This is a genomic window from Alteromonas sp. ABH4_454, assembly GCF_056311775.1.
Genome location: NZ_CM149972.1, coordinates 1,666,021 through 1,692,749 on the forward strand (window position 1 = coordinate 1,666,021; position 26,729 = coordinate 1,692,749).

Here is a 26,729-nt window from a genome sequence, read left to right on the forward strand (position 1 = left end):
ACTAATCTTTTATCCTACATAGTGTCTTCTTGCTTCTTCAAATAGTCGTATATTTCTATTTGCGAGCGAAGTTTTTTACGGTTTCCTCTGCGAACGTACTTGTTGCTCTGATCCTTGTCAATCACTCGCGCCTTCAGGGTGTCTTTAAATTGTAGCTCCATTATATCAACAATGCGCTGTTGAAGACCTTTATCATACACTGGGCAGCCTACTTCTATGCGGTTGTCCATGTTTCGTGTCATCCAATCAGCAGATGAGATATACACTTTTCTCTCGCCGCCGCCTTCAAAAATCATTACGCGAGGATGTTCGAGGAACCTATCAACAATAGAAATGATTTCGATGTTTTCGCTTATCCCTTTTATCCCAGGGTTAAGCGAACACATACCACGAACTATTCCGCGGATCTTAACGCCAGCCTGGCTGGCTCGGTACAAATCATCAATCAGTTCTTTATCAACAAGGTTGTTAATTTTGAAGGTGATTTGAGCCTTTTGACCTTGGTTTAGGTGCTGAATTTCTTGGCGAATTAGCGACTGAATTTTGGTTCTCGCGTTTAACGGCGATATTTGTAGGTGCTGGAATTTATAACGTCTATAAGGGTATTGAATAAGATCGAATACCGCTACCCCTTCATTGGCCAATTCTTGATTGCGGGTGAATAAGCTGTAGTCGGTATAAATTTTCGCGGTTTTCTCGTTGAAGTTACCCGTACCGAAATGGGCATAGTTCACCAAACTGCCCCGTTCTTCGCGGGTTACAATACACAGCTTAGAGTGAATTTTTAGGGTGGGCACACCAAGCACTACACGAATGCCCGCATCTGTCATGCGCTTAGACCATTCTATGTTTGCTTCTTCGTCAAAACGTGCGCGAAGCTCTACCACTACGGTTACTTTCTTGCCGTTATCTACCGCGTCAATTAACGAGTTTATTATGCGCGAATTACTCGCCACCCTATAAATATTGATTCGTATAGTTTTAACGTTCGGGTCGAAAGCGGCCTGTCGAACGAATTCGGTGAAATGCAGGAAGCGGTGATATGGGTAGTATAGTAGTATGTCTCGTGCAGTAATTGCATCAAATACCGTGTTGTATTGAGAGAACGCTTTGCTGTCGATAGCAGGCAGCGTGGTGTGCTCTAAATATTCTCGACCTACGTTGGGGAAGCCAATGAAATCTTTAAAGTTGCGATAGTGCCCAGCAGCGTGCATGGTATCGAGCTTGGTAATTTTAAGGCGTTTGCGAAGGTCTGACTGCATATCTTCTGGCATGTCAGTGTCGTAGATAACACGCACTGGCTCTGCAATAAGACGCTGTTTCATACTTTCTGACATTTTTTCTACGAAACTTTCGTCAATTTCTTCGTTGATCGAATACTCTGCGTCACGGGTCATTTTGAATGAAAAGGCTTCAATTTCGTCAAACTTTACGAAGCCGCGGAAGATATCCTCAATACAAAGCTGAATCATGTCATCGAGCATGACGATGCTCTTTTTCTTACGGCTTTTTTGCGGAGGGATCAGCATAAAGCGCGACATCTCAGAAGTGGGAACTTGAATAACGGCGAATTTAGGGTTGCGTTCTTTTCTACGTAACGCAACATATAAATAGACAGAGTTTCCGTTTAAGCGGCTTAGCAGATCTGTTTTCTTATCAATAAGAATAGGCGCAATATGGCGCAATGCTTTGTTGATAAAATAATTGCGTACCCACTGCTTCTGATAATCGTCTAAGTCATCTTTACGCAGGATATGAATATTGTACCGGGCAAGGGTTTTGACGACGTCTTTATGGATTAGGTCAAATTTTTCAGAAAGCTGTACTACTTTCTTTTGTATCTGCGCCATAAGTTCGGTGAGGCGCTCTGCTTCTTCTTCGTTTCCGTCGTTTTGCGCGATAGTGATAAGGCGTTTAACATCTGCCGCGCGTACCCGATAAAATTCATCAAGGTTATTAGAGTAAATACCAAGAAAGCGAATGCGTTCTATTGCAGGGTTATTTTTATCCGCGGCTTCTTGCAATACGCGTTCGTTAAACGATAGCCAGCTTAGCTCTTTGGGATAATATAAAACGTCGTTATCCATAATGTCTCAATTCACGTTCATAAAAATGGTCAAAGACTGCCACCAGTCAGTGACACTACTGTGACAACACGTATTTTGGCACTAAAGCCTACGTAATACGTTGCGGTGATTCCGTTACCTATGGGCATGACTATGAGACACTGCGATTGTCCCTCGCGCACTCATGCCCCTATATTTATCGCGTTGCAGTAATATCTACGACTAAGTCATTAGCTAACGACTCTAGTGCATCTTGTAATGCTCCGTCGTCGAAGTCTTCCGTTACCGCAATTTCAGCTTTTGCTTTGAAAATCAGGCTACCCCAGTTAGGCGCGCTTTCACAATGAGAAGCAAAAGTGAGAATATTTAAGTTAAACTGGTTAAGTACGGATGTTAACTCCTGAACAATACCTGTCTTGTCATTGCCCATTACATCTACGGTTAGCTTAGTTGTGTTGTTATTTTTATTGCTTGCAACAGCAACAGATTGAACAGACAAGTCTTTGATGGCGTCTAGCGAATCTACTAAACCTTGCTTATTTTCATCGGCAACATGTACTTCTACAAAGCCGGTAAACATACCCGCCATATGCGCAAAGCTCGACCCTTGCCAGTTACCTCCGTGTTTGTAAACACACTTAGCCAGTGAGTCTACCAAACCAGGCTTGTCTTTACCCATAATGCTGATAACCAATGATTGCATGCAAAGCTCCTTATTGGGCGTGTAGAGAAAAACTTTGATCGTCTTCCTGTAGGGTAATACCATAAGCGCAGAATAGGTTGCGCGAAGGTAATGCCATAAACTTTCACTTGCTATTAGCATAACAAAACTTACACTGCTCACCAGTGCAATTTAGGGTTATTCTTCTTAAAAATGAAGAATTTCGAAAATAAGAATTATTAAACAGCCCCATGACTTTCGACAGCAACAGCATAAACAAGAAACGCCAGCGCAGAGATAGTTGGTCGCGCTATGTAGTGACGGGCTTTGGCGGCCTTGTTTTGTTGACCCTGGTTATTCTTATTACCCATCTCATTAGCCAAGCGCTCCCCCTAGCTTACACTCCTACCTTACATCATCAGTTAAGTGTTGAAACACCAGACAATGAAAAGGTGATAAGTGCAGGTGACATTATCAATAGCCAGCCTATGCTGGTTAGAAAATCAGACTGTCGATTAGGTCTTAAATTGCTCCAAGGCAAAGATCTGGTAAGTAACCACGAATATATTCGTCCATGCGAGCATAGATTGTCGGCTCACAGCGTGATGGGGGAGAACTATATTGTCGACGTTTCTCCCAACGCGCAGGTACGGGTCTTACCGGTAAGGTCTTTTAACTTGGCAGGCAGTAAGGCAGTGGATATCGCCACTAATGCACCCCAAACAGCCCTATCGAATAGCATTACGTTCGCGCTTCCCAAAGATGAGTGGGATAAGCGCAGTAGCTGGAGCATGGCATTGTCTTCTAAGTGGGCTGTAGCCTCTATCGCTCAAGACGACAGCTTTTTCATTCGTTGGGTAAATCGGCATCGCCCTACGCAGGTGGTAGATAAACGTTTTTACAATATAGACAGACTAGTGTTGTTACCGGGCAGCGAAAGTGTGTTGCTTCAAGTAGATGACGCCCTTTACCTTAACCGGCTTAATGATAAAGGCGCTTTACTGCTCCCTATCGCGGGAGGCATATCCGGGTCATTAGATGAAACAATTATTTTTCCTTTAGCTAAAGATCGCACCTTCTTCCTAATGGATTCAGAAAATCAAACATTGACCCGCTGGGTGCTCAGTAAAAGTGAAAAAGGTCTCACCTTTGAGCAAACTTATCAGATAGCGGTTCCGGGTGAAAAAGTAAAAGCGGTAACAGAGCACGCCAGTATGAACTTAGTGGCCGTGCTAACTGACAAAGCACGTGTATTGCTAGTAAATAGGGTGTCTGGCGATGTGGTGGCTTCTCAACAAATAGAACGCACCGCTGATCATATCATTTGGTATGGAAATAAGCTTTACAGCTACTCTGACAACATCTTGTCGGTGTGGGAGGGCAAGCATTTAAGTGGTATTACTACGTGGGCATCGCTTTTTGAACCTCAGCACTATGAGGGATATGAAACGGAAGAAACTGTATGGCAAACTACCAGTGCCTCTGACTTTCAAGAGGCAAAATTCAGCTTAACCCCGCTTTTAATCGGCAGTATCAAAGCTTCCCTCTTAGCGCTGCTTATTGCGATACCTGTTGCTATCGGCGCTGCAATTTACACCGCGTTTTTCGCTAAAAGCCGATTGCGCAACATCGTTAAACCTGCCATCGAACTGCTTGAAGCTATCCCCAGTGTTCTTATTGGTTTCATTGCGGCCATTTGGTTATCGCCAAAGGCTGAACAGTTTTTGTTTTCTTTTGCTTTTTTTCTGATTGTTATTCCCTTTGTGCTTATCGCAGTTGCTTTGGTGCAGCGCCCCGTAGCGGAGTATTTACCTAAGAAGTTAAGGAATGGTGCGGAGCTATTCTTTGCAGTTGGTGGCGTGTTTCTTTTAGGTTATGTCAGTGTGGAATATGCGCCATCGCTCATCTTCTCGCTGATGGGGATTGATGGGTTTACGTTGCTAGCGGCGGAATCAGATAGTCCTATTGGAAAAACGACCATAGTGGTAGCCCTAGCGTTGGGGGTAGCTATTTCACCCAGTATTTACTCGCTAGCTGAAGATGCCATCAATGGTGTGCCTAACGACTTAAAACATGCTTCATTCGCATTGGGAGCGACCCGGCTACAAACTTTGCTGTATGTTGTGCTACATGTTGCCCTACCAGGTATTGTTGCCGCAATAATGTTAGGCTTCGGGCGCGCGTTTGGCGAAACTATGATAGTACTTATGGTAACGGGGAATACGCCAATCTCCAGACTGGGGGCTCATAGAAGGTTTGCGAGCACTCACTGCTAACTTGGCAATTGAACTTCCTGAGGCTGATGTTTCATCAGCGCATTACCAAATTTTATTCTTCACGGCGTGCATTTTGTTTGTGTTTACCTTCGTAGTAAATACCATAGCAGAGCTATTGCGACAGCGTATAAGAAGAAGGGCGTATTATGGCTAATCAAGCATCTTTTGGATTAAATCCAGTCCAACGTCAATCGCTAGTCATTAGTTTAACCGCCTTTTTCACTAGTCTATTGCTGATCGCGCTAGTAAGTGTACTTATACTGATTAGTTTTCGCGGTACCGCCTATTTTTGGCCAGAGCCTATTTACACGGTAAAGGGCGAATATCAAGACGGCTCCACGTTCTCAGTACTTGCGAACCTCTTTGATGAGCCATCAAATAACGACATTACCCTTAAGTATTCGGATGCTCAGCATCCTTATGGTTTTCAAATTCAGTTATCCCGCCGACAAGTAAAAGATACGCGACTTGCGAAAGAGAGCGCTGAAATTAAGCTGATAGATGGTAGGCGTATTTTAGCGCTACCTGAGTATATCGTTGTACCGTCTAAGCCACCCCAAACCCTAGATAATATTGATACAGTAATAGAAGAAGTAGCACAGATTAGTGCACAAATTGAAGTGCTCAATACCCGTCATCTTGCGCCTATACACGAAGCGCTGTCTCAGTTTGATAAACGTAACGTGGTTGAAGACGCGCCGGCAAGAGAGCGCTTAGTGGCTTCATTTAATGAATACCAAAAACGAGTAGAGGCGCTGGAAAAAACACGGGCTGAATATAACTTGCTGGTGAGTTTTGCAGACGGTGCGCCCTTTGTTATCCCCATTTCAAGCATTCAAGATGTGGATTTCGTAAGCCGTTTGAGTACATTCGAAAAATGGCAGGTAGTGTTTTCAGAAATTGGCGTGTTTCTTACTGATTCCCCTAAGCAAGCTAATACTTCTGGCGGCGTATTCCCCGCCTTGTTTGGCACTGTCCTCATGGTTTTTTTAATGACCATAATTGTAACGCCTTTTGGGGTGCTAGCCGCTATTTACCTAAGTGAGTATGCGCCCAATACCGCGCTAACTACCATTATTCGTGTGAGCGTAAGTAATATGGCGGGGGTACCTTCGATAGTATACGGGGTATTCGGACTTGGTTTCTTCGTTTATACCCTAGGTGGCAGTATTGATGAGCTATTGTTTAGCGAAACACTACCCGCGCCAACCATGGGCAGTCCAGGTGTGTTTTGGGCGGCGTTGACCATGGCAATTTTGACTTTGCCTGTGGTTATTGTTGCTACAGAAGAAGGCTTGCGCCGTGTACCAGAAGGGTTGAAAGCAGGCAGCTACGCATTAGGTGCAACTAAAATTGAAACCATAGTGCGTACCGTTTTGCCTATTGCGTCTCCTGGCATTATGACTGGCGTAATTTTAGCTATTGCAAGGGCAGCAGGAGAAGTTGCTCCTTTAATGCTTGTAGGGGCGGTTAAGTTTGCGCCAACGCTGCCCATAGACGGTGAATTTCCTTATCTTCACCTTGATAGACAGTTTATGCATTTGGGCGTGCTTATTTATGACGGTGCTTTCCACAGCCAAACCGATGGGAAAAGTGCAAGTATGATGTTTGCTGCCTGCTTGCTTTTACTCGTCGTGGTCTTTGTATTAAACATACTGGCAGTGGTACTTAGAGCGCGCCTGCGCAAACGCTACATCAAAGGATAATACAGGTTTTATAACATGTTGAAGTTGTTTGAACACAATACGCTAAACGTTAATGATATTAGTGAAGCACAAACTGCAGTTGAGGTGAAAAACCTTAATTTATGGTTTGGTAATAAGCATGTGTTAAATGACATCAGCATGCGAATACCCAAAAACAAAATTACGGCGTTAATTGGTCAAAGTGGTTGCGGCAAATCAACCCTAATCAGTTGTTTTAATCGCCTTAACGACTTGTATGATGGCTGTAAGTATGAAGGCGAGATCATAATAGACGGTCGAAATATCAATAGCCGTAAAGTAAACGTATCACGCCTTAGATCTAATGTAGGTATGGTATTTCAGCGCCCGAATCCATTCCCGATGAGCATTTATGAAAACGTGTGTTACGGGCTCAAGCTTCAAGGGGTTAAGGTTCGCCGACACTTAGACGATGCCGTTGAAGGCGCATTAAAACAAGCTGCATTGTGGGATGAGGTAAAAGATCGCTTATTTGAGTCTGCCCATGTTCTATCCGGTGGACAGCAGCAGCGTTTAGTGATTGCCAGAGCGTTGGCGTTAAAACCTGACATACTTCTGTTAGATGAGCCCACGTCAGCGCTTGACCCTTTAACCACACTCTTTATCGAAGAACTGATGGATTCGCTAAAAAAGCAGTGCACCATTATTATTGTGACGCATAACATGCAACAAGCAGCGCGGGTAAGCGACTATACTGCCTTTTTCCATCAGGGGAGGCTGATAGAGTATGCCGACAGTGACAAACTCTTTACCATGCCTGATAAAAAGCAAACCGAAGATTATATAACGGGGCGATATGGATAAGGTACCAGTGAACGAGTGTCCTAATTTCGAATTATGCCGCGAGGAGAATTCACCATGCGTCAAGTAGCCCTAAATACGCACATCTCGGGTACGTTTAATATCGAGTTGGAAAACTTGCGTAACTCGGTATTGACCATGGGCGGTGAAGTTGAACAGCAGCTGGTTGATACGTTAAGAGCGGTAAAGCACAACCATGCCGCACTGGCTGAGAAAGTGGTGTTGAATGACTTAAAAATTAACTCCATGGAAATTCAAATTGACGAAGAATGCCTGCGTATTATTGCAAAACGTCATCCTACCGCCAGCGACCTGCGTTTAATTATGACTATTTCAAAAGCCATTACCGATATAGAGCGAATGGGTGATGAGATTGAACGTATTGCCAAATTAGTAACGCGCAATAAGCTGCCAAGCTCAGATACAATTAAAAGCAGCATGTTGCTTATTGGTGAAAGGGTAGCGGCTATGATGCGTGGCACGTTCGACGCCTTTGCCCGTCAGGATGAAGCTGCTGCATTAGAAGTGTACGACCAAGACAATCGCATTGACAGTGAATACAAACGGTTATTGTCCTATACCACTTCAGAAATGCAGAAAAGCACCGACGATATGCAGGATTGGCTGGATGTTTTATGGGCAATGCGCTCGTTGGAACGTATTGGTGATAGATGCAAAAACGTGTGTGAGTATGTGGTTTATCTTACTCGCGGTACAGATGTAAGACATACGCCGCTGGAAAATATGCAGCAAAAACTGGAAGATTTGACGTAATCCTGTCCAAATGGTCAGTGTTATTTTGCGTATCAGTGTATAAATATGAATATTTGCGAAATTTATTTGTCATAAAACTGCAATATTTGATGGATTTATCATCGCATTCAAATAATTCCGTATACTTTTATCGTTTTTCAGTGATTTTCGCTATGGCTTCTATGACGATTACGTTATCATGCGCCGCAGCCAAGAACAGATCGTGCAAAATTTAATCGAACTTTATGATAAAACACAATTTGTCTTTAACTTCTTTCTCTAACCCTTGGGGTGAAGAGATCATGCTACTTACTCAAGTAGCGTCCAGCCTAAATCGCGTTTAGATCGGGAGCGATTATCCGTGGAATTTTTTGAAAGTTATGGCCTAATTCTTATAATCCTTGCCGCCGGCGTCGGTTTCGTCATGGCATGGGGTATTGGAGCGAATGACGTTGCCAACGCAATGGGTACGTCAGTGGGTTCTAAAGCTTTAACCATAAAACAAGCCATTATCATTGCAATGATATTTGAGTTTGCTGGCGCCTACCTAGCAGGTGGCGAAGTAACGTCTACCATTCGAAAAGGGATTATCGACTCAACCTTTTTTATAGACATACCTGAATACCTAGTATTAGGTATGATCTCGTCACTACTTGCGGCTGGAATATGGCTAGCGGTAGCGTCTTGGTTGGGATGGCCTGTATCTACAACGCACTCTATTATTGGTGCAATCATCGGCTTTACGGCAACTGGCGTCAGTATGGACGCAGTAGCGTGGGATAAAGTGGGTGGTATTGTAGGTAGTTGGGTAGTAACACCGGCTATATCGGGCATCATTGCTTATCTTATCTTTATGAGCGCTCATAAGCTCATCTTCCAAACTGCTTCTCCGTTTGCCAATGCCAAGCGTTATGTGCCGTTTTATATGGCATTAGCGGGCTTTGTGATGTCGCTTGTTACTATTAAGAAGGGGCTTAAGCACGTAGGCTTGGAACTTAGCGCTCTTAACGGTTATCTGCTAGCAATTGGGATAGCTGTAGCACTTGGTTTCTTGGGTAAATGGTTCATAGGCCGTATGAAATTCAGCGGTTCTGAAGATGCAGACTTACAGGCAGCAAACGTTGAAAAAGTATTTGCTTTGCTTATGGTAGTAACTGCGTGTTGTATGGCATTCGCCCACGGTTCTAATGACGTAGCGAACGCAATTGGTCCTCTTGCGGCTGTAGTAAGTGTTGTCACCAGTGGCGGTGAGATTAACGCAAGCGCCACACTGGCTTGGTGGATTTTACCACTAGGCGGTTTAGGTATTGTTGCAGGTCTCGCTTTATTTGGTCATCGCGTTATTAAAACCATCGGTCAAGGCATTACACATTTAACGCCAAGCCGTGGCTTCGCCGCAGAACTAGCCGCAGCGTGTACGGTAGTTATTGCTTCAGGTACTGGTTTGCCTATTTCAACTACGCAAACGTTAGTGGGTGCAGTTTTAGGTGTAGGTTTGGCACGTGGTGTTTCAGCGCTTAACTTAGGTATTGTTAGAAATATCGTTGTGTCTTGGATTGTGACCTTGCCAGCAGGTGCACTGCTTTCAATTGTTTTCTTCTTTATACTGAAGGCAGCATTTGGCGTAGCTTAGTAAGCTTACCCTATTGTTATATTCAAAAAGGCCGCGCTTCAATGAAGCGCGGCCTTTTAGTTTAAGTCGATAGCTGATTAACCTTATCAATCTCGTGAGATTGGCGATTCAAACCCTCTTGGTTTAACGCCTACCACAGCACATTTTAACTGGTGAATAGTCTCTTCTGCAGTATCACCCATGATGTAACCAGGCACTCCCAAGCGAGATACTGTACCCATAACAATTACATCAGTATCTAGCGATGTAGTTGTAGCTGCAATTTCTCGACGTGGGTAACCATGCACAATATGGTTCTTAGGCTGTAAATATTCCCAAACATTGTCGTCGAGTTCATCAGAAAGTTCAGAAAGTAGCTTCTCTAACTCCTTTTCACGCTCAGCGTGAATTTTAGCTAGGTCAGTTTCCATCCTGTCGTTATCGACGGTAATAAAGCCATCTCTGGCTATGTTTTCCGGTACCGCATCAAATACGTGAACAATATGCAGCTGAGCAAATTCTAATAAGGCTATTTGGCTAGCATGTCGTAATATATCGCGGTTAAGGTCGCGTCTTATTGATACCTCGTGACTGGGGTAGTGGTAGTTAAGATCAAGTGCTGCCACTACGTTTTTATACTGGCTACGCGGTTTGTGATTGATAACCCACAGAGGGCAGGGGCATTTGCGAAACAGTTGCATATCCAAACTGCCAAATAGTTTATCTAAAAAGCTTTCTTCTGCTCGCTTTATCACTAAGTCGATATTATTGTTCATCACATAGCGAACGATATCAATCAACGGGTGCCCAACCGTTACAGCTGTTGACACTTCGTATTGTTTACCCCAGCTCTCTGCCTGCTGCTTAAGCCAAAGCTGAGCCTGAGTTTCCATGGTTTGTTGAGAGTCCACGTAAGAGAATGACTCCATGACCATACTCGCATTAGGCGGGAGTGATTCGAGAGAAAGCATAATGGTAAGCGAGGCTTGGTGAGCTTTGGCGATATGCAGTGCTTGAGCAACTGTGTCATCTTGACGATGTGAGTCGCTCAACACACATAAAATGTTTTTATAATGTCCTTTCATACTGCCCTCAATAGTGGTTCGCTTAATTGATTGAATGATACAAGAGCGGGTCTTACTTCGCTGTAAAAACATGTGGTAATTGATGCATTTCTTTAATCCTAACGCTACTTATAAAGGCTTTCCAGTTGGGAATGGCAATTTCTTAAAAGCTTCTTATAGAAGGAAGTAGACAGGCTAATATGCAAAGGCGGTCTTAAACAATAAGTTTAAAGGGTGGTTAACCGTAAGCAACAGCCCTAGGCTGTATTTAATCTTTATGTTAGATTAATCCAATATTTTTTAATCCCTTTTTGAATCATTGTGAGATATCCATGAAATGGCCTAATCTTAAGCACCTGCACTATTTGGTGACGCTACATCAAGAGCAACATTTTCATCGTGCTGCCCAGCGCTGTAATGTAAGTCAGTCAACACTGAGTACGGCCATTCAGAACTTAGAAGAACATTTTGGAAGTCAGCTTCTAGAACGTGAACACAAAACGTTTGTGTTTACTTCACTAGGTTTAGATATTGTTGAGCGCAGTAAGGTGCTGCTACAAGAAGCCGGTGAGCTAGTTGAATACGCGCAAAACGCGGGCAACTGGCAACGAGGGACCTTAAAGTTAGGCGTTATTCCTACCATCGCACCGTTTTTGTTTGAAGGCATGATGGGTGCGTTTTCTACGTTTCTACCTGAGATCAATTTAGAGATGCAGGAAGACACCACCGAAAAACTGCTACAGCAATTGACTGATGGCCGATTAGACTTACTGATCTTAGCGCTTCCAATGGAAACCCCAGGGTGTAAACAAATGGTTTTGGGGCACGACCCCTTCCACCTCATCGCTCATGAAGATATGGCCGAGCAACTGCCTAACCCAGTGGATATTTCGACCTTGCCTAAAAAGAGTATTTTCTTATTACAGCAAGAGCATTGTATGACAGGACACGCCGTAAGCGCATGTAACCTTCAGCATAGCGACCAGATTAGTAGCGTGGCAGCAAGCAGTCTCTACACTTTGGTGCAATTAGCGAACAGCAAAATGGGTTACACCTTTCTACCTGAGCTCGCGATCAATCAATCCATTCTTGAGCACACGGGACTTAAAAGCTTCCCAGCTGAAGAGCAGGGCTTTAGAGAGATTGGATTAGTATGGCGTTCAGGCACAACACGTATGCAGCTGTTTCGTCGTATTGGTGAGATTATCTCGCCTTTGCTGCCAAAGCCAACGTTGAAATAGTTTTTGCCTAACAGCACGCGCGGTTTAGTAATGTTTATTGCCGCGCGTTTTTAATGACCTACATTTTAGGTGCGATATGCCCTAATTCTGCAGCCCAGGTGAGTTCGGATCTTTTAAGATTATTTGCCGCACTAGCGCCAAAGCTGTGCAGCGCATTGTAAGCGCTGTTAGAGGGAACACGGCAATAGTGGCAAAGCGCATAGAACAAAAGACTACAGCGGTGCTGTGAACCGTCGCAGTGTAGATATATCTTCGCTCCCTCAGTTAGCATTTGAGATAGCTCATGAAGGTATTGATGTAGGTGTACATCTTCGGTGGGTGACTCTGACGACGGGTGTAAAAAGGGAACCCATAACCATTCTAACCCTGCCGCGTTCGAGCTATCGCGAATAACCGGAGCTTTTTCTTCACTGGTTTGCACCGTTGCAATATGGGTAACACCCAGTGACTTAAGCCGTTTAAAATCGCTTTCTACGGGCTTTTTCCCCAAGCATATTTGACCTGCGTGTAGTGAAAACCACGCGATATTCGGGTTTGCTGTTGTGCTGTCTTCTTTTTTCTCAGCGTCTTGCATAGCTGCGTTATCTAAAACCTTTTGTTAAACGACGAAATAATAAATAGAAAAGTAATGGCAACTGCATCCGCCAATTACGAATAAGTGCCAAATTGCATGGGTGTACTTTACCTTTTTTGCCACGTAAAAGCACACGCCTACGCTGAAACACAGCCCACCTGATACCAGTAACCAGAGTCCAGCGCCTGGCAGGGCAACATAGAGCGGGTAAATAAGGCCTAGAGCAATCCAGCCCATTAATAAATAGGTCATTACCGACACTTTTGGAAACCTGTGCTGAGCGATAAGTTTAAACGCGACGCCACCTAGCGCTAAGCTCCAAATAATAGCGGTCATGGTAATACCTAAGACGCCACCAATCGAAACCAGTAACAATGGTGTGTAAGTACCTGCTATCAATAAATATATTGCACTATGGTCGAATAACTTAAGCCAGCCCTTTGCCTTTTGATGCGAAATTGCATGGTAAAGCGTAGAACTTAAAAAAACGAGAATGAGGGTAGAGCCGTAAATGGCGGCTGTGGTTAGCGCTAATGTATCTTCAGCGCGGTACAGCATAAATATTAAACCCACGATAGCCGCTATAAAGCCAATACCGTGAGTAATACTATTCAACCACTCTTCTAAAACGGAGTAAGCTTTGGCAGAAATAGCTTTTGTTTGTTCCTTTACGTCTGTCATCACGTTTCCTGTTTTGCAATCAGTAGAAATATGCACACCTCTTATTTATCTTTCCGCATATCTATGACAATTATAGCGCACACTTGTTCGCTCAATATGAAAATATTAACAGAACACGCCGATAGTCTGATGACGATAAGATTACAAAGGAACTTATAAATCGGTGTTTTCGAAACAGCCGCCCAATTTATCCAGAAGGTGTTTTAATGTGCGACTTTCTTCTGTAGTCATACCATTGAACTTGCAAAGCATTTGCGCGGGTACTTCTTCTGCTACGGCTTTTTGCTCCTTACCCATTTTGGTCAGCTGTACACGCTTAACGCGTTTGTCGACCTCATCTTTATTCACGACTAAAAAGCCTTTTTCTTCAAGCTTTTTTAAAATCAAAGACATGGCACCACCGTCAATCACTGTTTTTTCAAGAAGCTCAGCAATAGTGATGTCATCGGTTTCCCAAAGGGCCATTAAAGTTACGTATTGAGGGTAGGTAATATCTAACGCTTTAAGAAGTGGACGATAAGCGCGAGTGAATGCATTCGACAGCGTATAAAAACGATGACAAAGCTGATTTTCCAACTTTAATAATTCTGACATGACACTTAACCCTTATTGTTACTAGTCTCTGAATGTCATTTATATTTTGCATACAAAATACTTGATCTGCAACTGGGTTCAGTGCTAATTTATTTTGCACGCAAAGTAAGTTAGCAGTTCATTATTGAGGAGAGCGACTATGCATAAGCTTCAACAAGTCGTTTATACCGGAATCGCAACAGCAACCGGCGGTCGCGAAGGTACAGCAAAATCTAGCGATGGTAATTTAAACCTTAAATTGTCTACCCCTAAGGCGCTAGGTGGCGCTGGCGGTGAAGGTACTAACCCTGAGCAAATGTTTGCGGCAGGCTATTCAGCGTGCTTTATTGGGGCGTTAAAGCATGTAGCAGCATCGCAAAAGGTAAAGCTAGCTGATGACATTAGCGTAACGGGCGACGTTTCAATTGGCCCTATCGAGCAAGGTTTTGCTATTGCGGTTAAATTAACCGTAGATTTAGGTGATATGGACAAAGCACAAGCACAAAGCTTAGTCGATACTGCCCATCAGGTATGCCCATATTCAAACGCGACCCGTGGCAACATTGAAGTAGAAATTAGCTTAGCCTAATCTCACTTCAATTGGTTTAGCTGTTAACGCCAATAAACACAGATAATAACGCCCGCCGTAGCGGGCGTGCTTATTGAATTAGATTCGCCAGTCATATAACAGATTGATACACTGATATCGTATCAATCATCCTTTAGGAAGTTATATGAAAAAATACGGATTACTGGCTACGTTCGTATGTGCGCCTGTATTGTTTGCGTGCAGCGATAACAGCAATGTAGACGCAGCCAAGACAGACAATGATCAAGCCGTCAGCGTAAGCTCAGATTCAAACACTGAAGCAAAAACAGCTTCGGTAGAAAATCACGCCGATGCAGCCATTGCCTCTGGGGTAGATTATCACTCCTTCGCGAACCCTAATGAGATTCGGGTTACCCATCTCAGTCTAAACCTAACAGCAAATTTTGAGACCCAGCAGCTAGTTGGTGATGTGACTCTTGATATAAAGCGAACAGAGCCTGAAAACAATACATTGGTCCTAGATACCCGCGCTCTGGATATTAAGAGTGTAACCGTTGACGGTGAAATCGTTCCTTTTGAAATGGGGGAGACGGACGCTGATTTAGGTACGCCTCTTACAATTACACTACCTAGCGCGGCAGACTCAGTAACGGTAGCGTATTCAACCTCGCCTGAAGCATCTGGTGTACAATGGCTAACACCAGCGCAAACTGCGGGTAAAAAGCACCCGTTCCTATTCACTCAAGCACAAGCAGTGCATGCGCGCAGCTTTATTCCGCTTCAAGATTCTCCGCAAGTACGGGTAACTTATGACGCAACCATTAAAACACCTGAAGCGCTATTGGCGGTGATGAGTGCGTCGAACGACCCTACTACTGCGCGCGATGGAGAATATGAGTTCACCATGCCGCAACCTATCCCTTCGTATCTTATTGCGTTAGCAATCGGTGATTTAAAGTTTAAAGCCATGGGCGAGCGCACGGGTGTGTATGCAGAGCCCGCACTTCTTGAAAGCGCCGCAAAAGAATTTGAAGATACCGAAGCCATGTTGGAGGTAACAGAAGAAACTTATGGTCCTTATCAATGGGACCGTTACGACCTTCTTATTCTCCCGCCGTCGTTCCCGTTTGGCGGTATGGAAAACCCTCGTTTGTCGTTCATCACGCCGACAGTTATCGCAGGGGATAAAAGCTTGGTGTCGTTAATAGCACACGAACTGGCACACAGCTGGTCAGGTAACACCGTCACTAATGCTACATGGCGCGACCTTTGGTTAAACGAAGGCTTCACGACTTATCTAACTTACCGCATTATGGAAATGATCTATGGCCACGATCGCTTCAAGAAAGAAGCCGTGCTGGGTTATCAAGATTTAGAGAACGACATTGCAGCCCTAGATGAGAATGATGAAATCCTTGCCATCGACCTTCGAGGCCGTAACCCAGACGACGTTTTCTCTAATATTCCCTATGAAAAAGGCGCTCTTTTCTTACGTGAAATCGAACAGAAAATTGGCCGCGAAAACTTTGACGCATTTTTAATGCAATACTTCAAAGACTTTGCTTTTAAGAGTATTACCACTGATACATTTATTACCTACTTAGACAATACGTTATTGAAGCAGTACCCAGATAAGCTAGACGCAGAGCGAATTCATACTTGGATCTTTGAACCTGGTATTCCAAAAGACGCACCACAGCCAGAATCTGATGCTTTTACTAAAATCGATGATACGCGAAGCGCTTGGCTTTCTGGCGACGTGAAAGCGGCGGATATTGAAACCGCGCAGTGGACGGTACATGAGTGGCTATATTTCTTAAACAACATGCCTGAAACGTTAAGCGAAGCTCAGCTTGCTGAACTTGATTCAGCGTTTTCATTAACCTCGACGAAAAACAACGAAATTGCACATAGTTGGTTAATGATCGCAGTAGAGAATAACTATCAGCCTGCGTTTGAACGTTTATATAGTTACCTGGTTTCGATAGGTCGAAATAAACTGGTTAAGCCGCTTTATCGTGAGCTTTCAAAAACGCCAGAAGGCAAAGCCTTTGCAAAGCGCGCATTTGAAGAAGCCAAGTCGGGCTATCACCCACTAACTGTGAAAGCGAATGAAGGCTATGTGGATTGATCATCAGTCTTTCTGTTAAGTGAGTAACAGGTAAAGCAGCGCATTAGGCGCTGCTTTTTTATTTCTACCACGAGTAATACTTATACAAAAAGAATTGAACGATTGTTCAATTGGGCGATCTTAAAGTTAGGACAAGCGTACTAACGCTTACCTAGTGTCGTTTACCTAGTGTAATTCAAGTGCAGCTGAACAGCTTATTTGCTAGCCGCACGCTGAAGGATTTGAATTAATCGTTAAGGAGTTTTTATGTATACACAAAAGATGCACCCAGCTACTACTTTTCCTGAAGTAAAAGCGACGCTATCAACTGGTGAAACTATATCACTGGCTGACAAGGGCGAAGGATGTGACTGGAAGATGGTGGTAGTGTACCGTGGTAAGCACTGTCCGATTTGTACTAAATACCTAAACAAACTTGAAGATTTCACAGGTCGACTACGTGAGCTTAATATTGATGTTGTTGCAGTAAGTGGCGATAGTAAAGACCAGCTAGAAGCGCATCTAGATGACTTGTCGATAAACTTTCCTATTGCGTACGGATTGTCGCAAAGCGATATGGAAAAGTTAGGTCTGTATATTTCTGAGCCGCGTTCAGAAAAAGAAACGGATCATAACTTTGCAGAACCAGCCTTGTTTGTGCTTAACGGTGATAACGAGATTCATATTGCTGAAATTGCTAACGCGCCTTTTGTTCGTCCGGACTTAGAGCAGCTAGTATCTGGCCTAGAGTTTATTCGCAACCCAGAGAATAACTATCCTATTCGCGGTACGTTTAATGGCTAAGATTACGAGTCAGTAATAGTGATATGTCGTTCAAAAGTGAGGCTCTAGTGTTTATGAAATGACCCCATACAGTTGGACTCATTTTTTAAACGGCAACCAAGGCCTGATTTCGATATTGTATCGGACTCAGGCCTTTTAATTTTCTTGAGCTTACTCGTTTTTAGCAGATACTGAAAAAGCAATGGGCGCCATCTGCTTTCTAAAGTCACCTAGTGCATCTAAAGGTAGCTCAACCTCTATTGCTACACTGCTTCCATAGTTGCAATTGGCAATTTTACCTTTGGCTTGTTCTACCAAGTGACGTACGAACTGTTCATGTTTAAAGTCGATATCCACGCTAAGTGCTTCTAGCTTAATTTCTTGTCTTATTTCAAGAGCGTCAATGGCTTGCTGAGCAGCTGCGGAGTACGCGCGAACCAAGCCTCCTGCACCTAATTTAATCCCGCCAAAATACCGAGTAACAATAACCATAATATCGCCAATATCTTTGTGCTGAAGCACATTCAATATGGGTTTACCGGCAGTGCCGCTAGGCTCGCCGTCATCGGCCATCGCCGCACTAGTAGGCGCGTTAGGGTTTCCGAAGACATAAGCCCAGCAGTGGTGTCTTGCGTCGGGATACTGCTGTTTAACGCTTTCTAAAAGCGCCATTGCACTTTCACGAGAGTTGGCAAAGCCAGCACAAGCGATGAATTTGCTTTTTTTAATTTCGTACAGGGTTTCAACCTGTTTAGCGGGAACGGGATAAGTCATCGGCACATTGTAAGCTAAGACAATAGCAAGGTACAACGCACTCGGCTTCTCAAAAAAAGGGAGCTGCCAATAATCGACAGCACCATTTGGTTTGTGTGATTGTTCTTAACGCAATATACCCGAAACCGTTTCAGATACGTTCAATGCGCCTTTTTGAATTTCATCAATTATGCTTTGAACTTGTGCAATCTGCTGACTGTTTTGGTCAACACTGTCTTTAACCCCTGCCATTTTCTTCGTGGACTTGTCTGCAAGCTTTCTGTTTTCTGCAACCACGCTTTCTATTTCAACCGTCGAGTCGCTAGTGCGTTGTGCAAGCTGTCTAACTTCATCTGCAACCACGGCAAAACCCCTGCCTTGATCGCCAGCTCGTGCTGCTTCAATCGCCGCATTTAACGCTAACAAGTTGGTTTGCTCAGCAATACCACTAATGGTCGTCACGATGGTTTCAATCTTAAGCGACTGTTCACTGAGCTCGTGCATGAGTAGATTGGTCTCTTCAACCTCTGAAAGAGCAACGTCGAAAGTTTCTACGCTGCGCTGTAAGGAAGAAGCGCCATCAGCAGCAATTTGTGAAGTCTCTTCAGCGGTTGATACTGCTAATTCAGCTGCTTGTGCAATGGCATCTTTCTCATTCACTGCATCGGTGATATTAGATGCGAATTTAATCACTTTCACTACTCGACCTGAAGCGTCGAACACGGGATTGTAGGTTGCTTCTAACCACAATGCATTACCGTGTGCATCTACTCGTTCAAACTGGCCTGAAGAGAAATTTCCGCGAGCAAGGTTATCCCAAAAAGTAGGGTTTTCTTGATAGAACTTATCGCGGCAAAACATGCGGTGGTGTTTGCCCTGAATATCAGACAAACTGTATTTGACTGTAGCAGTGAAGTTGTCATTTGCTGTAATAATAGTGCCGTCAGGCTCGAATTCGATAACCGCCATCGATTTGTTTAGCGCATCAGTGACTGCTTTACCTTCGAAGTACGCTTTTTCGTGCTCAGTAACATCATGATAAATAGCGTGTATTTCCACACTACCATTTCTATTCACAGTAACATAGCTTGCTTTAAGCCATTTGGTTTCACCAAGTGCTGACTTTCTAGCCACAGTGTCGCTAAAACTGCCACCATTGACGAGCTGTTGCCAAAACGTCTTGTATTGAGATTCGGTTTCAATACCTTCCACGCGCATCGCAGCATGGGAAAAAGATGCTACTGTGGAGTTTGGATAATTTAAAATGGAAAGTAATGCTGGAGAGGCATAGGTGCACTGTCCATCGGTACTGTAGATGGCGTAAGCCATATTATTTTTAAACGCATCCAGCGTACCAAGCAAACCTTGACTCTCATCCCTAAGAGCCGATATGTCATTATTGTATCGAGAGCTTGATACAAACATAATGTCTCCTTAAGTTACATACATATTTTTGAATGCGCGCAGTATAGATGCTCTTTGTTGAAGAAATATTTCGTTTAAACATTTAGCGGATTTCACGAGCTAGGTATTATCCATTTGGCTTAATTCCGCCAAGAATGGTTGTGTTTTTATTACAGTGAAGTAACTATCAGCATTGAGCAAGAATTAATAAAACTGATAAGACCACCCGATGCCATTAGAACGATTTATTCCTTTTCGTAAACGAGATGTCGCTAATTTATGTGAGGGATTACTCTCTTACGATTCTGCGGGTTTTCGCACTTTCTCTACGTTGTTGGTCAGCCGTATACACTACCAGTACCATGAACAATTAGAGGCGTTGAAAAACAGTTATAGCCATTTCGATCCAAATAAAGACACACGTGAATTGCAGCCTTCAGATGAAAGGGTACGCAAACAGAACCAAAAAGCGTTTGCCAAGGGGTTTGCCAGCCTCTTAAACGCAGCTAATTTTGAGAAAGTCACAGATGATGATTTGGAAGCTGCGCTGAATGAAGAATCCTTGTTCAAAGTGCGTCTCGCGGTAAGTTTCAATGACTTTGAAAATGTGGTGTTTTATCGACGGGGGGAGTCTATAAAAACGGAAACTGTACGTACCTTTTTCGGGCTTCGCAAAAAGCAGGTGTCATTTACCAACTACGACAAAGTGGCCGTTTATATCACTTTTAAAGATGAAGCCTACTTCAAAGAGAAAGGGCAAACGCCAGTCACCTTTAAACCTGGCTCCACCATAGTAAAGCTTTTCCAAAACGTACCTAAAGCAGACTTGGAGATGCTGTTTCCCAATAGCGAAGTCAAAATGCGTCCGCTCGATAAGTTAATTATAAGTGCATCGGCTGCAATAGGCGGCACCGTCGTCTTGGTAACTAAGTTAGGCGCGTCGCTACTTCTTGTGGCGTCCTTTTTGGCGTTTTGGCTGGGCTTTAAAAACGAAGAAGTGGAATTGACTAAGCAAAGCCTAATAACTTTTGGTATTGGCATGGGTGTATTCGGCAGCTTTATCTTTAAGGAATGGACAAAGTTTAAAAACCGAAAAATACGTTTTATGAAAGCTTTGTCTGACAATCTTTATTTTAAGAATTTAGATAACAATGCAGGTGTATTTCATACGTTAATTGACGCTGCAGAGGAAGAAGACTGCAAAGAAGCTTTGTTGGCTTATACGTTCTTGCTTAAATGTAGTGAAGTGTCCGTAGAAGGTGATGCTGCATTTTGCGCGGTGCGTGCAGAGCGGGAGATTGACGCTGGTGGAATGACATTAGCAACGCTTGATAACATTATAGAAAATTACTTTTCAGAAGAGCTTGATTGTGCGCTCGACTTCGACGTTACCGATGCTATTACTAAGCTGGTGGACATGGAACTAGTCGAACAAAACGGCGATGTTTTTGTTGCGCGTGCGCTTAATGATGCCGTGAAAATACTTGATGAGTATTGGGATAATATTTATCAGCCTGTTTGATTGTTTCTTGTACCGTCTAGCAGATTGCCCAAGCTAGGTTATTTCATCTGGTATCCTTTGCGACGCCTTTGGTTTTAAATAAACGAGGCCAAGGAAAAAAATAAGACCGGCAATCGAAGTTCCAAACCATTGTCATAAAAACACAAAATCTCTATAGTTGATGTACGGTGCGTTGATTAACATCGACACTCCATAGCAGCAGCGCCATTGCGCCAAATGCGTTTCTCTATCTCCAATGCAACAAGTCTGGTTCACTTCTACATGAAAATATTGCATACATCTGACTGGCACTTAGGTCAGAGCTTTTTTACGAAAAGTCGCAAAAACGAACATGCCGCTTTCCTTAAATGGCTTCTTCAACAAGTAGAAGTGCATCAAATAGATGCGATTATTGTTGCGGGTGATGTGTTTGACACGGGTACGCCGCCTAGCTATGCCAGAGAGCTCTACCATGCATTTATCGGTGAATTACAGGGCATGCAGTGTACATTGGTGGTGCTGGGGGGAAATCACGATTCAGTGTCGGTGTTGAACGAAAGTAAGGCGCTACTGAAATACTTAAATAGCCACGTAATTGCCAGTACATACGGCGAATTAAGTGAACAAGTCATTACGCTGAATGATCGCAAGGGGCTGCCCGGTGCCGTATTGTGTGCCGTACCCTTTATTCGCCCACGTGATGTGCTGGTCAGTGAAGCAGGGCAAAGCGCCACTGACAAGCGTCAAGCGCTGGGCGATGCGATAAAGCAGCATTATGGAGCGCTTTATAATGAAGCCCTGTCACTGCGCGCCTCAATAGAAGAAAAGCGGGTAGAGGAACAGCATGTAGAAGAGGGCAGCGAAAATAGCGCAGCCATTCCTATTATCGCTACAGGGCACTTAACCGCTTTGGGCGTGAGTCAGTCAGAGAGTGTACGCGATATCTACATTGGTACTCTTGAAGGCTTTGATGCCAAAGGGTTTCCGCCGGCTGACTACATTGCACTTGGGCATATTCACAGGCCACAAAAAGTAGCAAAAACCGAACACATTCGCTATTCAGGTTCGCCAATACCGTTAAGTTTTGATGAGCTGAATACACAAAAACAAGTGGTGTTAGTCTCGTTCGAATCTGAAAGCACAACGCCAACTATCTCAACGCTTCCGGTACCGCGCTTTCAGGCCATGGAAGTAATAAAAGGCGATTTACAAGCGATTGAGGCGGCCATTAATGAAAGCGAAGCCATCGCGCTAGCTTCTTCTCAAACAGGTGATGCCGTTAGCGAAGTGGATAAAGCCCTTAGCGAGGTAAATAAACCCCTTAGCGTAACGGATAACGCCATTAGTCCTCAAAACCCTGTGTGGTTATGCATTGAAGTTGAAACAGAGGACTACCTAACCGATTTGCAGCAGCGTATACAAGCCTTGTTAGAGGGTAAAAACGCTGAAATTCTTCAGCTAAAACGCAAACGTAAGCCCACGGTAAATAGCTTAACGGAAAAGCAAAACGTCCAGCTTAGCGAACTATCGGTAAACGATGTGTTTGAAGCGCGTTTGGCACTGGAGAGCATAGAAGATAATCCAACGGGTGAGTCGGCACAAGAAGCTTTGCTAGATGATGATCAAAGCGCCGAAGAAACGAAAGAAGCCGGTTCAGAGAAAAACGCTCCACGCATAAACCGGATAAGGCAGCTGTTCAATGAAGCAGTAGAGCGGGTGCATACCAATGATGAAGATGCTGAAGCGCCAATAGAGGCATCATTGGCAAACACGACAGACAACAAAGGCGAGTAATACAATGAGAATATTGACCTTACGCCTTAAAAACCTAAACGCCCTAAAAGGGGAGTGGAAAATAGATTTCACCCAGTCGCCGTTTATCGACAATGGCCTGTTTGCTATCACAGGCCCAACCGGGGCGGGTAAAACCACGCTGCTTGATGCCATTTGTTTAGCGCTTTATCACCAAACCCCTCGCTTGGGGCCAATTTCAACATCTAACAACGACATCATGACCCGCGGCACGGCGGAGTGTTTGGCGGAGGTTGAGTTTGATATTAAGGGGAAAGCATACCGTGCGTTTTGGAGTATGCGCCGTGCCAGAGGAAAAGTAGACGGTAACCTGCAAAGTGCCGATGTTGAGCTTGCCGAAGTTGAAAGCGGCAAGGTATTGGCCACCCAAGTTAGGCCGAAAAGCGAAGAGATCGAAAAGCTGACTGGCCTTAATTTTGCCCGTTTCACAAAGTCTATGATGTTGTCGCAAGGGGATTTTGCTGCGTTTTTAAATGCTAACGAGGCCGACCGAGCTGAGCTGCTTGAAGAGTTAACTGGCACCGAAATTTACGGGCAGATATCACAGGCAGTACATCAGCAATTCAGTGACGCTAAACAAAAGAAAAAAGAGTTTGCGATAAAGCTAGAAGGCGTAACCTTGCTTAGCGACGAGCAAATCACCCAGCTTGAAGAGGAGCAAGCACAAACCAAGATCCAAGTCGCAGCGTCTAACCAAACACTTGTTCAGTTACAAAAGCAACAGCAGTGGCAACATGCGTTTAACACAAACGAGCTAACCATAAAAGAAGCCAGTGAAGCGCAGCGGAGCGCGAATAACGCCATCAATGAGGCGAAGCATGAGCTTGAACTCCTCACCCAAAGCGAGCCAGCTGAAAAGCTTCGCCTGCCATTCTTGCAAAGAAATGGGCTTCAGCAAGATGTAACCCGCTATAAAGAAAAACTTGAAGAGAAAGCAGCCCAGCTGCCCGACTTAAAAACGCAAAAGGCACAGCTCAGTTTGGAAGTGACCAATGCTGAACAAGCGTTAGTTCTTACAAAGCAACAAAGCAGTGAGCTTGAAAAGCGCGTAAATGAGCAGGTAGTTCCGCTAGATAACCAAATAGCGCAGCTCACTACTGAACAGCAAAAAGCAAACGAAAACGCGGCACTTTTAAGGCAGTCAATAAACGCGTTAACGCTAAAGCGCACAGAAATTGAAAACGCTTCGGCAGATAACAAGACCAAGCTTGGTGAACTGGAAGCTTACTTGAGTGAGCATCATTCACTCAGCGGCATGGCAGAATTTATAAGTGGTTGGAGTGAAACGGCGCGTCATATTGAACATGATAAAAAGCAGTTAGAAACACTGACACAAAGCGTAAAGAATGATCGTCAGGCGCTTTCATCCCTAGATGAAGCTATCGTAAAAACAAATGCGTCGTTGAGCGCGTTAACGCAGACCTTCGATGACAAAAACGCGCAAGTAGCCAAGTGCGAAAAGGCACTTCAGGCCGCGCTATCTGACAAACCAAGTGATACTAATAGTGCTAATGCAACCAGCAAAGCAAGCCTTCAGAAAGAGCGTGATACAAAACTTCAACATTGGGATAACGTGTTACAGATAGGGCATATTCAACAGCAATATTTGGCACTAGAGCAAGACAAAGTAGCGCTTAGCTCGCAGAAAGAAGACTTGGCGAAGCAACTAGCGCAGCAGCAATCTGACCGCCAAGCCTTGGTTGATGCTTACAGGCAAATTCGTAGTAATTTAAAAGATATAGAATCGCTTATCGCCCTGGATGCTGAAGTGGCGCACCTGCGCGCACAGTTAAAAAGTGGCGAGCCATGCCCTGTTTGTGGGGCTAACGAACACACCACGTCTAGCGTGGCGATTGATGTACCTGAAACTATTCAAAAGCGAGATAGCTTAAAGCAGCAGTTAGATGATATTGAGCAGCAAGGGGCGCGGGCAAAAGAAAGCGTTACACACACTGAATTCACTCTTGCTCAGGTTAATAAGCAGCTAGAACAGGCAAGCGGGCAACGAGATACGCTGCTAGAAAAGTGGCAGCAGATTTCAAGCGTACTTAGCGCTGATATATCGAGTTTTGAAAAGGTCGACATTAATACATCGCAAAGCGTCGCTCAATTTACCCAGCAGTTTAAAACTCGTCTTGATGATATTAGTGCCCAATTAACGCGTTTAGAAGAGTACGAGCAAGCTCTAAATGCTGCATTGCAGGCTAAAAATGAAGCGCAACAGCTGCTACAAGCCAAACAGTCAGAACTTGCAGTTTCTCTGCAGCAGCGCGAAACCTTGGAAAAGCAATTTACCGAACATAGTGCAGAGTTAGAGAATAAAACAAAAGGGGTTAACGATGGTATTTTAGCGCTCAGCGAGACTATGACGGCGCACGGTGCTGACATTCACAACCTGTCTATTGATGGAATTACCACGTGGTTAAATGAAAAAGCCGAAGCGCTTAAAACCTATAAACACAATTATCAGCTACACGCCAAACTTAAAGATGAGTTGCAAGAGGTAAGTAGCACCTTGCTTGTGGTCAATCGTGATGTCGAAAGCGCTGAGAACCAGCTTAAGGGCGTATCCGAAGAGCTTGTGCAGCTAGATGATAGTTTAAAGACGCTGCGAAACTCACGCACAACTGTATTCCCTGAAGGCAATATTGCTGAAACAAGGAATAAGGCAAGCGCTGCCCAAGAAAAGGCTGAGCAAAACGTAAGTGAATGCAAATCTCGCTTGCAACAAACAGACACTATTTTGTCTCGTTTAGAAGCCGAAATTGCCCAGCTTAATGAGCAAATGCGCGAAAAAGAGCAAGCACTTACGGAGGCAACAGAGCACTTTAGCCGTCAGTTGGCGAGCAGCCCATTTGTCGACGAGCACGCGTTTAGCAATGCCCTTTTAGACGAAGAAACTCGCAACACCCTGCTTGAACTACAACAGCGACTAACGCAGCAAAAACAACAAGCAGACTTAAAGCTGGAGAATGCGCTAGCAACCGAACAATCGCTAAAAGCCCATGCTGATGCAGGGCAGTGGCAGAGCGAGTTAGAAGAGCACGGTGCACAGTGGCTCGATACGAAAATTACCCAGCAAGCTCAGCAGCGTGACACCCTGTTATCTTCTTTAGGGCAAATTGAGCAGCAACTAAGTGCTAACAATCAAGCCCGCGAAAGGCAGCAGCAGCTTGTGGATGAGATGGCCGCGTTTGAGGCGTATTATGATGATATTACTTACCTGCACTCGTTAATTGGTTCGGCCAGCGGCGACAAATTCAGACGTTTTGCTCAAGGGCTTACTTTAGATAACCTAGTGCAGCTTGCTAATCAGCAGCTTGATAAATTGCACGGTCGCTATCAGCTAATGCGAAAAGAAAAAGAAGGGTTGGGTTTAAGTGTATTAGACACCTGGCAAGGTGATGTTGTACGAGATACCAAAACCCTATCTGGCGGAGAAAGCTTTTTGGTAAGCCTTGCACTAGCCTTGGCGTTATCTGACCTAGTCAGCCACAAAACCAGTATCGATTCACTGTTTTTGGATGAAGGCTTTGGCACCCTTGATGCAGAAACGTTAGATGTGGCCCTTGATGCACTAGACAACCTAAATGCCAGCGGAAAGATGATTGGCGTGATAAGCCATATTGAAGCCATGAAAGAGCGTATCCCTACGCAGCTTAAAGTGATTAAACGCAACGGTGTGGGGTTAAGTGCACTAGAAAAACCTTATGCGGTGGGATGAACTCACCGCGTAAACCCTCATAAACGGCAAGCATACGGTAATTTGCAAGTAACTAAGACTAAACAG

The 26,729-nt window shown here is 44.2% G+C and carries 20 protein-coding genes and 1 pseudogene; 12 read left to right on the forward strand and 9 right to left on the reverse strand.

Annotation, left to right across the window (positions count from 1 at the left end; translation table 11 throughout):
* Positions 1-14: 14 nt before the first annotated feature.
* Positions 15-2,087 (reverse strand): polyphosphate kinase 1, encoded by a 2,073-nt coding sequence (gene ppk1, locus ACYX4W_RS07310; protein WP_476075123.1) that lies wholly within the window; start codon positions 2,085-2,087, stop codon positions 15-17.
* Positions 2,088-2,262: 175 nt separating this feature from the next.
* A complete protein-coding gene (locus ACYX4W_RS07315; RefSeq protein WP_476075124.1) occupies positions 2,263-2,769 on the reverse strand; it encodes a glycine cleavage system transcriptional repressor in 507 nt (168 codons plus the stop codon).
* A 209-nt stretch (positions 2,770-2,978) separates the two neighbouring features.
* Between ACYX4W_RS07315 and ACYX4W_RS07320 the strand changes: the two genes are divergently transcribed.
* From ACYX4W_RS07320 to ACYX4W_RS07340, 5 genes are all read left to right on the forward strand, one after another.
* Positions 2,979-5,003, forward strand: coding sequence for an ABC transporter permease subunit (locus ACYX4W_RS07320; protein WP_476075125.1), 2,025 nt, complete (start codon positions 2,979-2,981; stop codon positions 5,001-5,003).
* Between the two features lie 146 nt (positions 5,004-5,149).
* Positions 5,150-6,709 (forward strand): phosphate ABC transporter permease PstA, encoded by a 1,560-nt coding sequence (pstA, locus tag ACYX4W_RS07325; RefSeq protein WP_476075126.1) that lies wholly within the window; start codon positions 5,150-5,152, stop codon positions 6,707-6,709.
* Between the two features lie 15 nt (positions 6,710-6,724).
* Entirely contained in the window at positions 6,725-7,531 is an 807-nt protein-coding gene (pstB, locus tag ACYX4W_RS07330; protein WP_476054907.1) for a phosphate ABC transporter ATP-binding protein PstB, read from the forward strand.
* 54 nt (positions 7,532-7,585) lie between these two features.
* On the forward strand, positions 7,586-8,302 hold the full coding sequence (gene phoU, locus ACYX4W_RS07335; protein WP_476054905.1) for a phosphate signaling complex protein PhoU: 717 nt from the start codon (positions 7,586-7,588) through the stop codon (positions 8,300-8,302).
* 340 nt (positions 8,303-8,642) lie between these two features.
* Positions 8,643-9,914, forward strand: coding sequence for an inorganic phosphate transporter (locus ACYX4W_RS07340; RefSeq protein ID WP_474808525.1), 1,272 nt, complete (start codon positions 8,643-8,645; stop codon positions 9,912-9,914).
* Between the two features lie 86 nt (positions 9,915-10,000).
* On the opposite strand, the gene ACYX4W_RS07345 is transcribed toward ACYX4W_RS07340, so the two are convergent.
* Positions 10,001-10,978 (reverse strand): universal stress protein, encoded by a 978-nt coding sequence (locus ACYX4W_RS07345; RefSeq protein ID WP_334057183.1) that lies wholly within the window; start codon positions 10,976-10,978, stop codon positions 10,001-10,003.
* Between the two features lie 311 nt (positions 10,979-11,289).
* On the opposite strand from ACYX4W_RS07345, the gene ACYX4W_RS07350 reads away from it, so the two are divergent.
* Positions 11,290-12,198: a LysR substrate-binding domain-containing protein gene (locus tag ACYX4W_RS07350; RefSeq protein ID WP_474808522.1), complete on the forward strand. Its 909-nt coding sequence runs from the start codon at positions 11,290-11,292 to the stop codon at positions 12,196-12,198.
* Positions 12,199-12,256: 58 nt separating this feature from the next.
* On the opposite strand, the gene ACYX4W_RS07355 is transcribed toward ACYX4W_RS07350, so the two are convergent.
* The 3 genes from ACYX4W_RS07355 to ACYX4W_RS07365 all read right to left on the reverse strand — a co-directional run bounded on the left by ACYX4W_RS07355 (position 12,257) and on the right by ACYX4W_RS07365 (position 14,047).
* Positions 12,257-12,772: a protein-tyrosine phosphatase family protein gene (locus tag ACYX4W_RS07355; RefSeq protein WP_476075127.1), complete on the reverse strand. Its 516-nt coding sequence runs from the start codon at positions 12,770-12,772 to the stop codon at positions 12,257-12,259.
* Positions 12,773-12,796: 24 nt separating this feature from the next.
* On the reverse strand, positions 12,797-13,453 hold the full coding sequence (trhA, locus tag ACYX4W_RS07360; protein WP_476075128.1) for a PAQR family membrane homeostasis protein TrhA: 657 nt from the start codon (positions 13,451-13,453) through the stop codon (positions 12,797-12,799).
* A 153-nt stretch (positions 13,454-13,606) separates the two neighbouring features.
* The gene (locus ACYX4W_RS07365; protein ID WP_476075129.1) at positions 13,607-14,047 is read right to left on the reverse strand and encodes a MarR family winged helix-turn-helix transcriptional regulator; all 441 of its coding nucleotides are present in this window, start codon (positions 14,045-14,047) and stop codon (positions 13,607-13,609) included.
* A gap of 139 nt (positions 14,048-14,186) precedes the next feature.
* Here ACYX4W_RS07365 and ACYX4W_RS07370 point away from each other — a divergent pair, with 139 nt between their 5' ends.
* From ACYX4W_RS07370 to ACYX4W_RS07380, 3 genes are all read left to right on the forward strand, one after another.
* Positions 14,187-14,615, forward strand: a complete 429-nt coding sequence (locus ACYX4W_RS07370; protein WP_476075130.1) for an organic hydroperoxide resistance protein — start codon at positions 14,187-14,189, stop codon at positions 14,613-14,615.
* A gap of 145 nt (positions 14,616-14,760) precedes the next feature.
* Positions 14,761-16,707 carry a M1 family metallopeptidase gene (locus tag ACYX4W_RS07375; protein ID WP_476075131.1) on the forward strand — a complete coding sequence of 649 codons (1,947 nt, stop codon included), beginning with the start codon at positions 14,761-14,763 and terminating at the stop codon, positions 16,705-16,707.
* Positions 16,708-16,953: 246 nt separating this feature from the next.
* Complete coding sequence (locus tag ACYX4W_RS07380; protein WP_476075132.1) at positions 16,954-17,490, forward strand: peroxiredoxin-like family protein; 537 nt, start codon at positions 16,954-16,956, stop codon at positions 17,488-17,490.
* Positions 17,491-17,575: 85 nt separating this feature from the next.
* On the opposite strand, the pseudogene ACYX4W_RS07385 reads toward ACYX4W_RS07380, so the two are convergent.
* The 3 genes and pseudogenes from ACYX4W_RS07385 to ACYX4W_RS07395 all read right to left on the reverse strand — a co-directional run.
* A pseudogene (locus tag ACYX4W_RS07385) lies at positions 17,576-17,638 on the reverse strand (hypothetical protein); the annotation flags it as partial.
* Between the two features lie 2 nt (positions 17,639-17,640).
* Positions 17,641-18,243 carry a YigZ family protein gene (locus ACYX4W_RS07390; RefSeq protein ID WP_476075133.1) on the reverse strand — a complete coding sequence of 201 codons (603 nt, stop codon included), beginning with the start codon at positions 18,241-18,243 and terminating at the stop codon, positions 17,641-17,643.
* 105 nt (positions 18,244-18,348) lie between these two features.
* Complete coding sequence (locus tag ACYX4W_RS07395) at positions 18,349-19,647, reverse strand: methyl-accepting chemotaxis protein (protein WP_476075134.1); 1,299 nt, start codon at positions 19,645-19,647, stop codon at positions 18,349-18,351.
* 208 nt (positions 19,648-19,855) lie between these two features.
* Here ACYX4W_RS07395 and ACYX4W_RS07400 point away from each other — a divergent pair, with 208 nt between their 5' ends.
* From ACYX4W_RS07400 to ACYX4W_RS07410, 3 genes are all read left to right on the forward strand, one after another.
* Positions 19,856-21,148 (forward strand): TMEM143 family protein, encoded by a 1,293-nt coding sequence (locus ACYX4W_RS07400; RefSeq protein ID WP_476075135.1) that lies wholly within the window; start codon positions 19,856-19,858, stop codon positions 21,146-21,148.
* 261 nt (positions 21,149-21,409) lie between these two features.
* Entirely contained in the window at positions 21,410-22,921 is a 1,512-nt protein-coding gene (gene sbcD, locus ACYX4W_RS07405; protein WP_476075136.1) for an exonuclease subunit SbcD, read from the forward strand.
* Positions 22,922-22,925: 4 nt separating this feature from the next.
* Positions 22,926-26,663 (forward strand): AAA family ATPase, encoded by a 3,738-nt coding sequence (locus ACYX4W_RS07410; protein ID WP_476075137.1) that lies wholly within the window; start codon positions 22,926-22,928, stop codon positions 26,661-26,663.
* Positions 26,664-26,729: the final 66 nt, after the last annotated feature.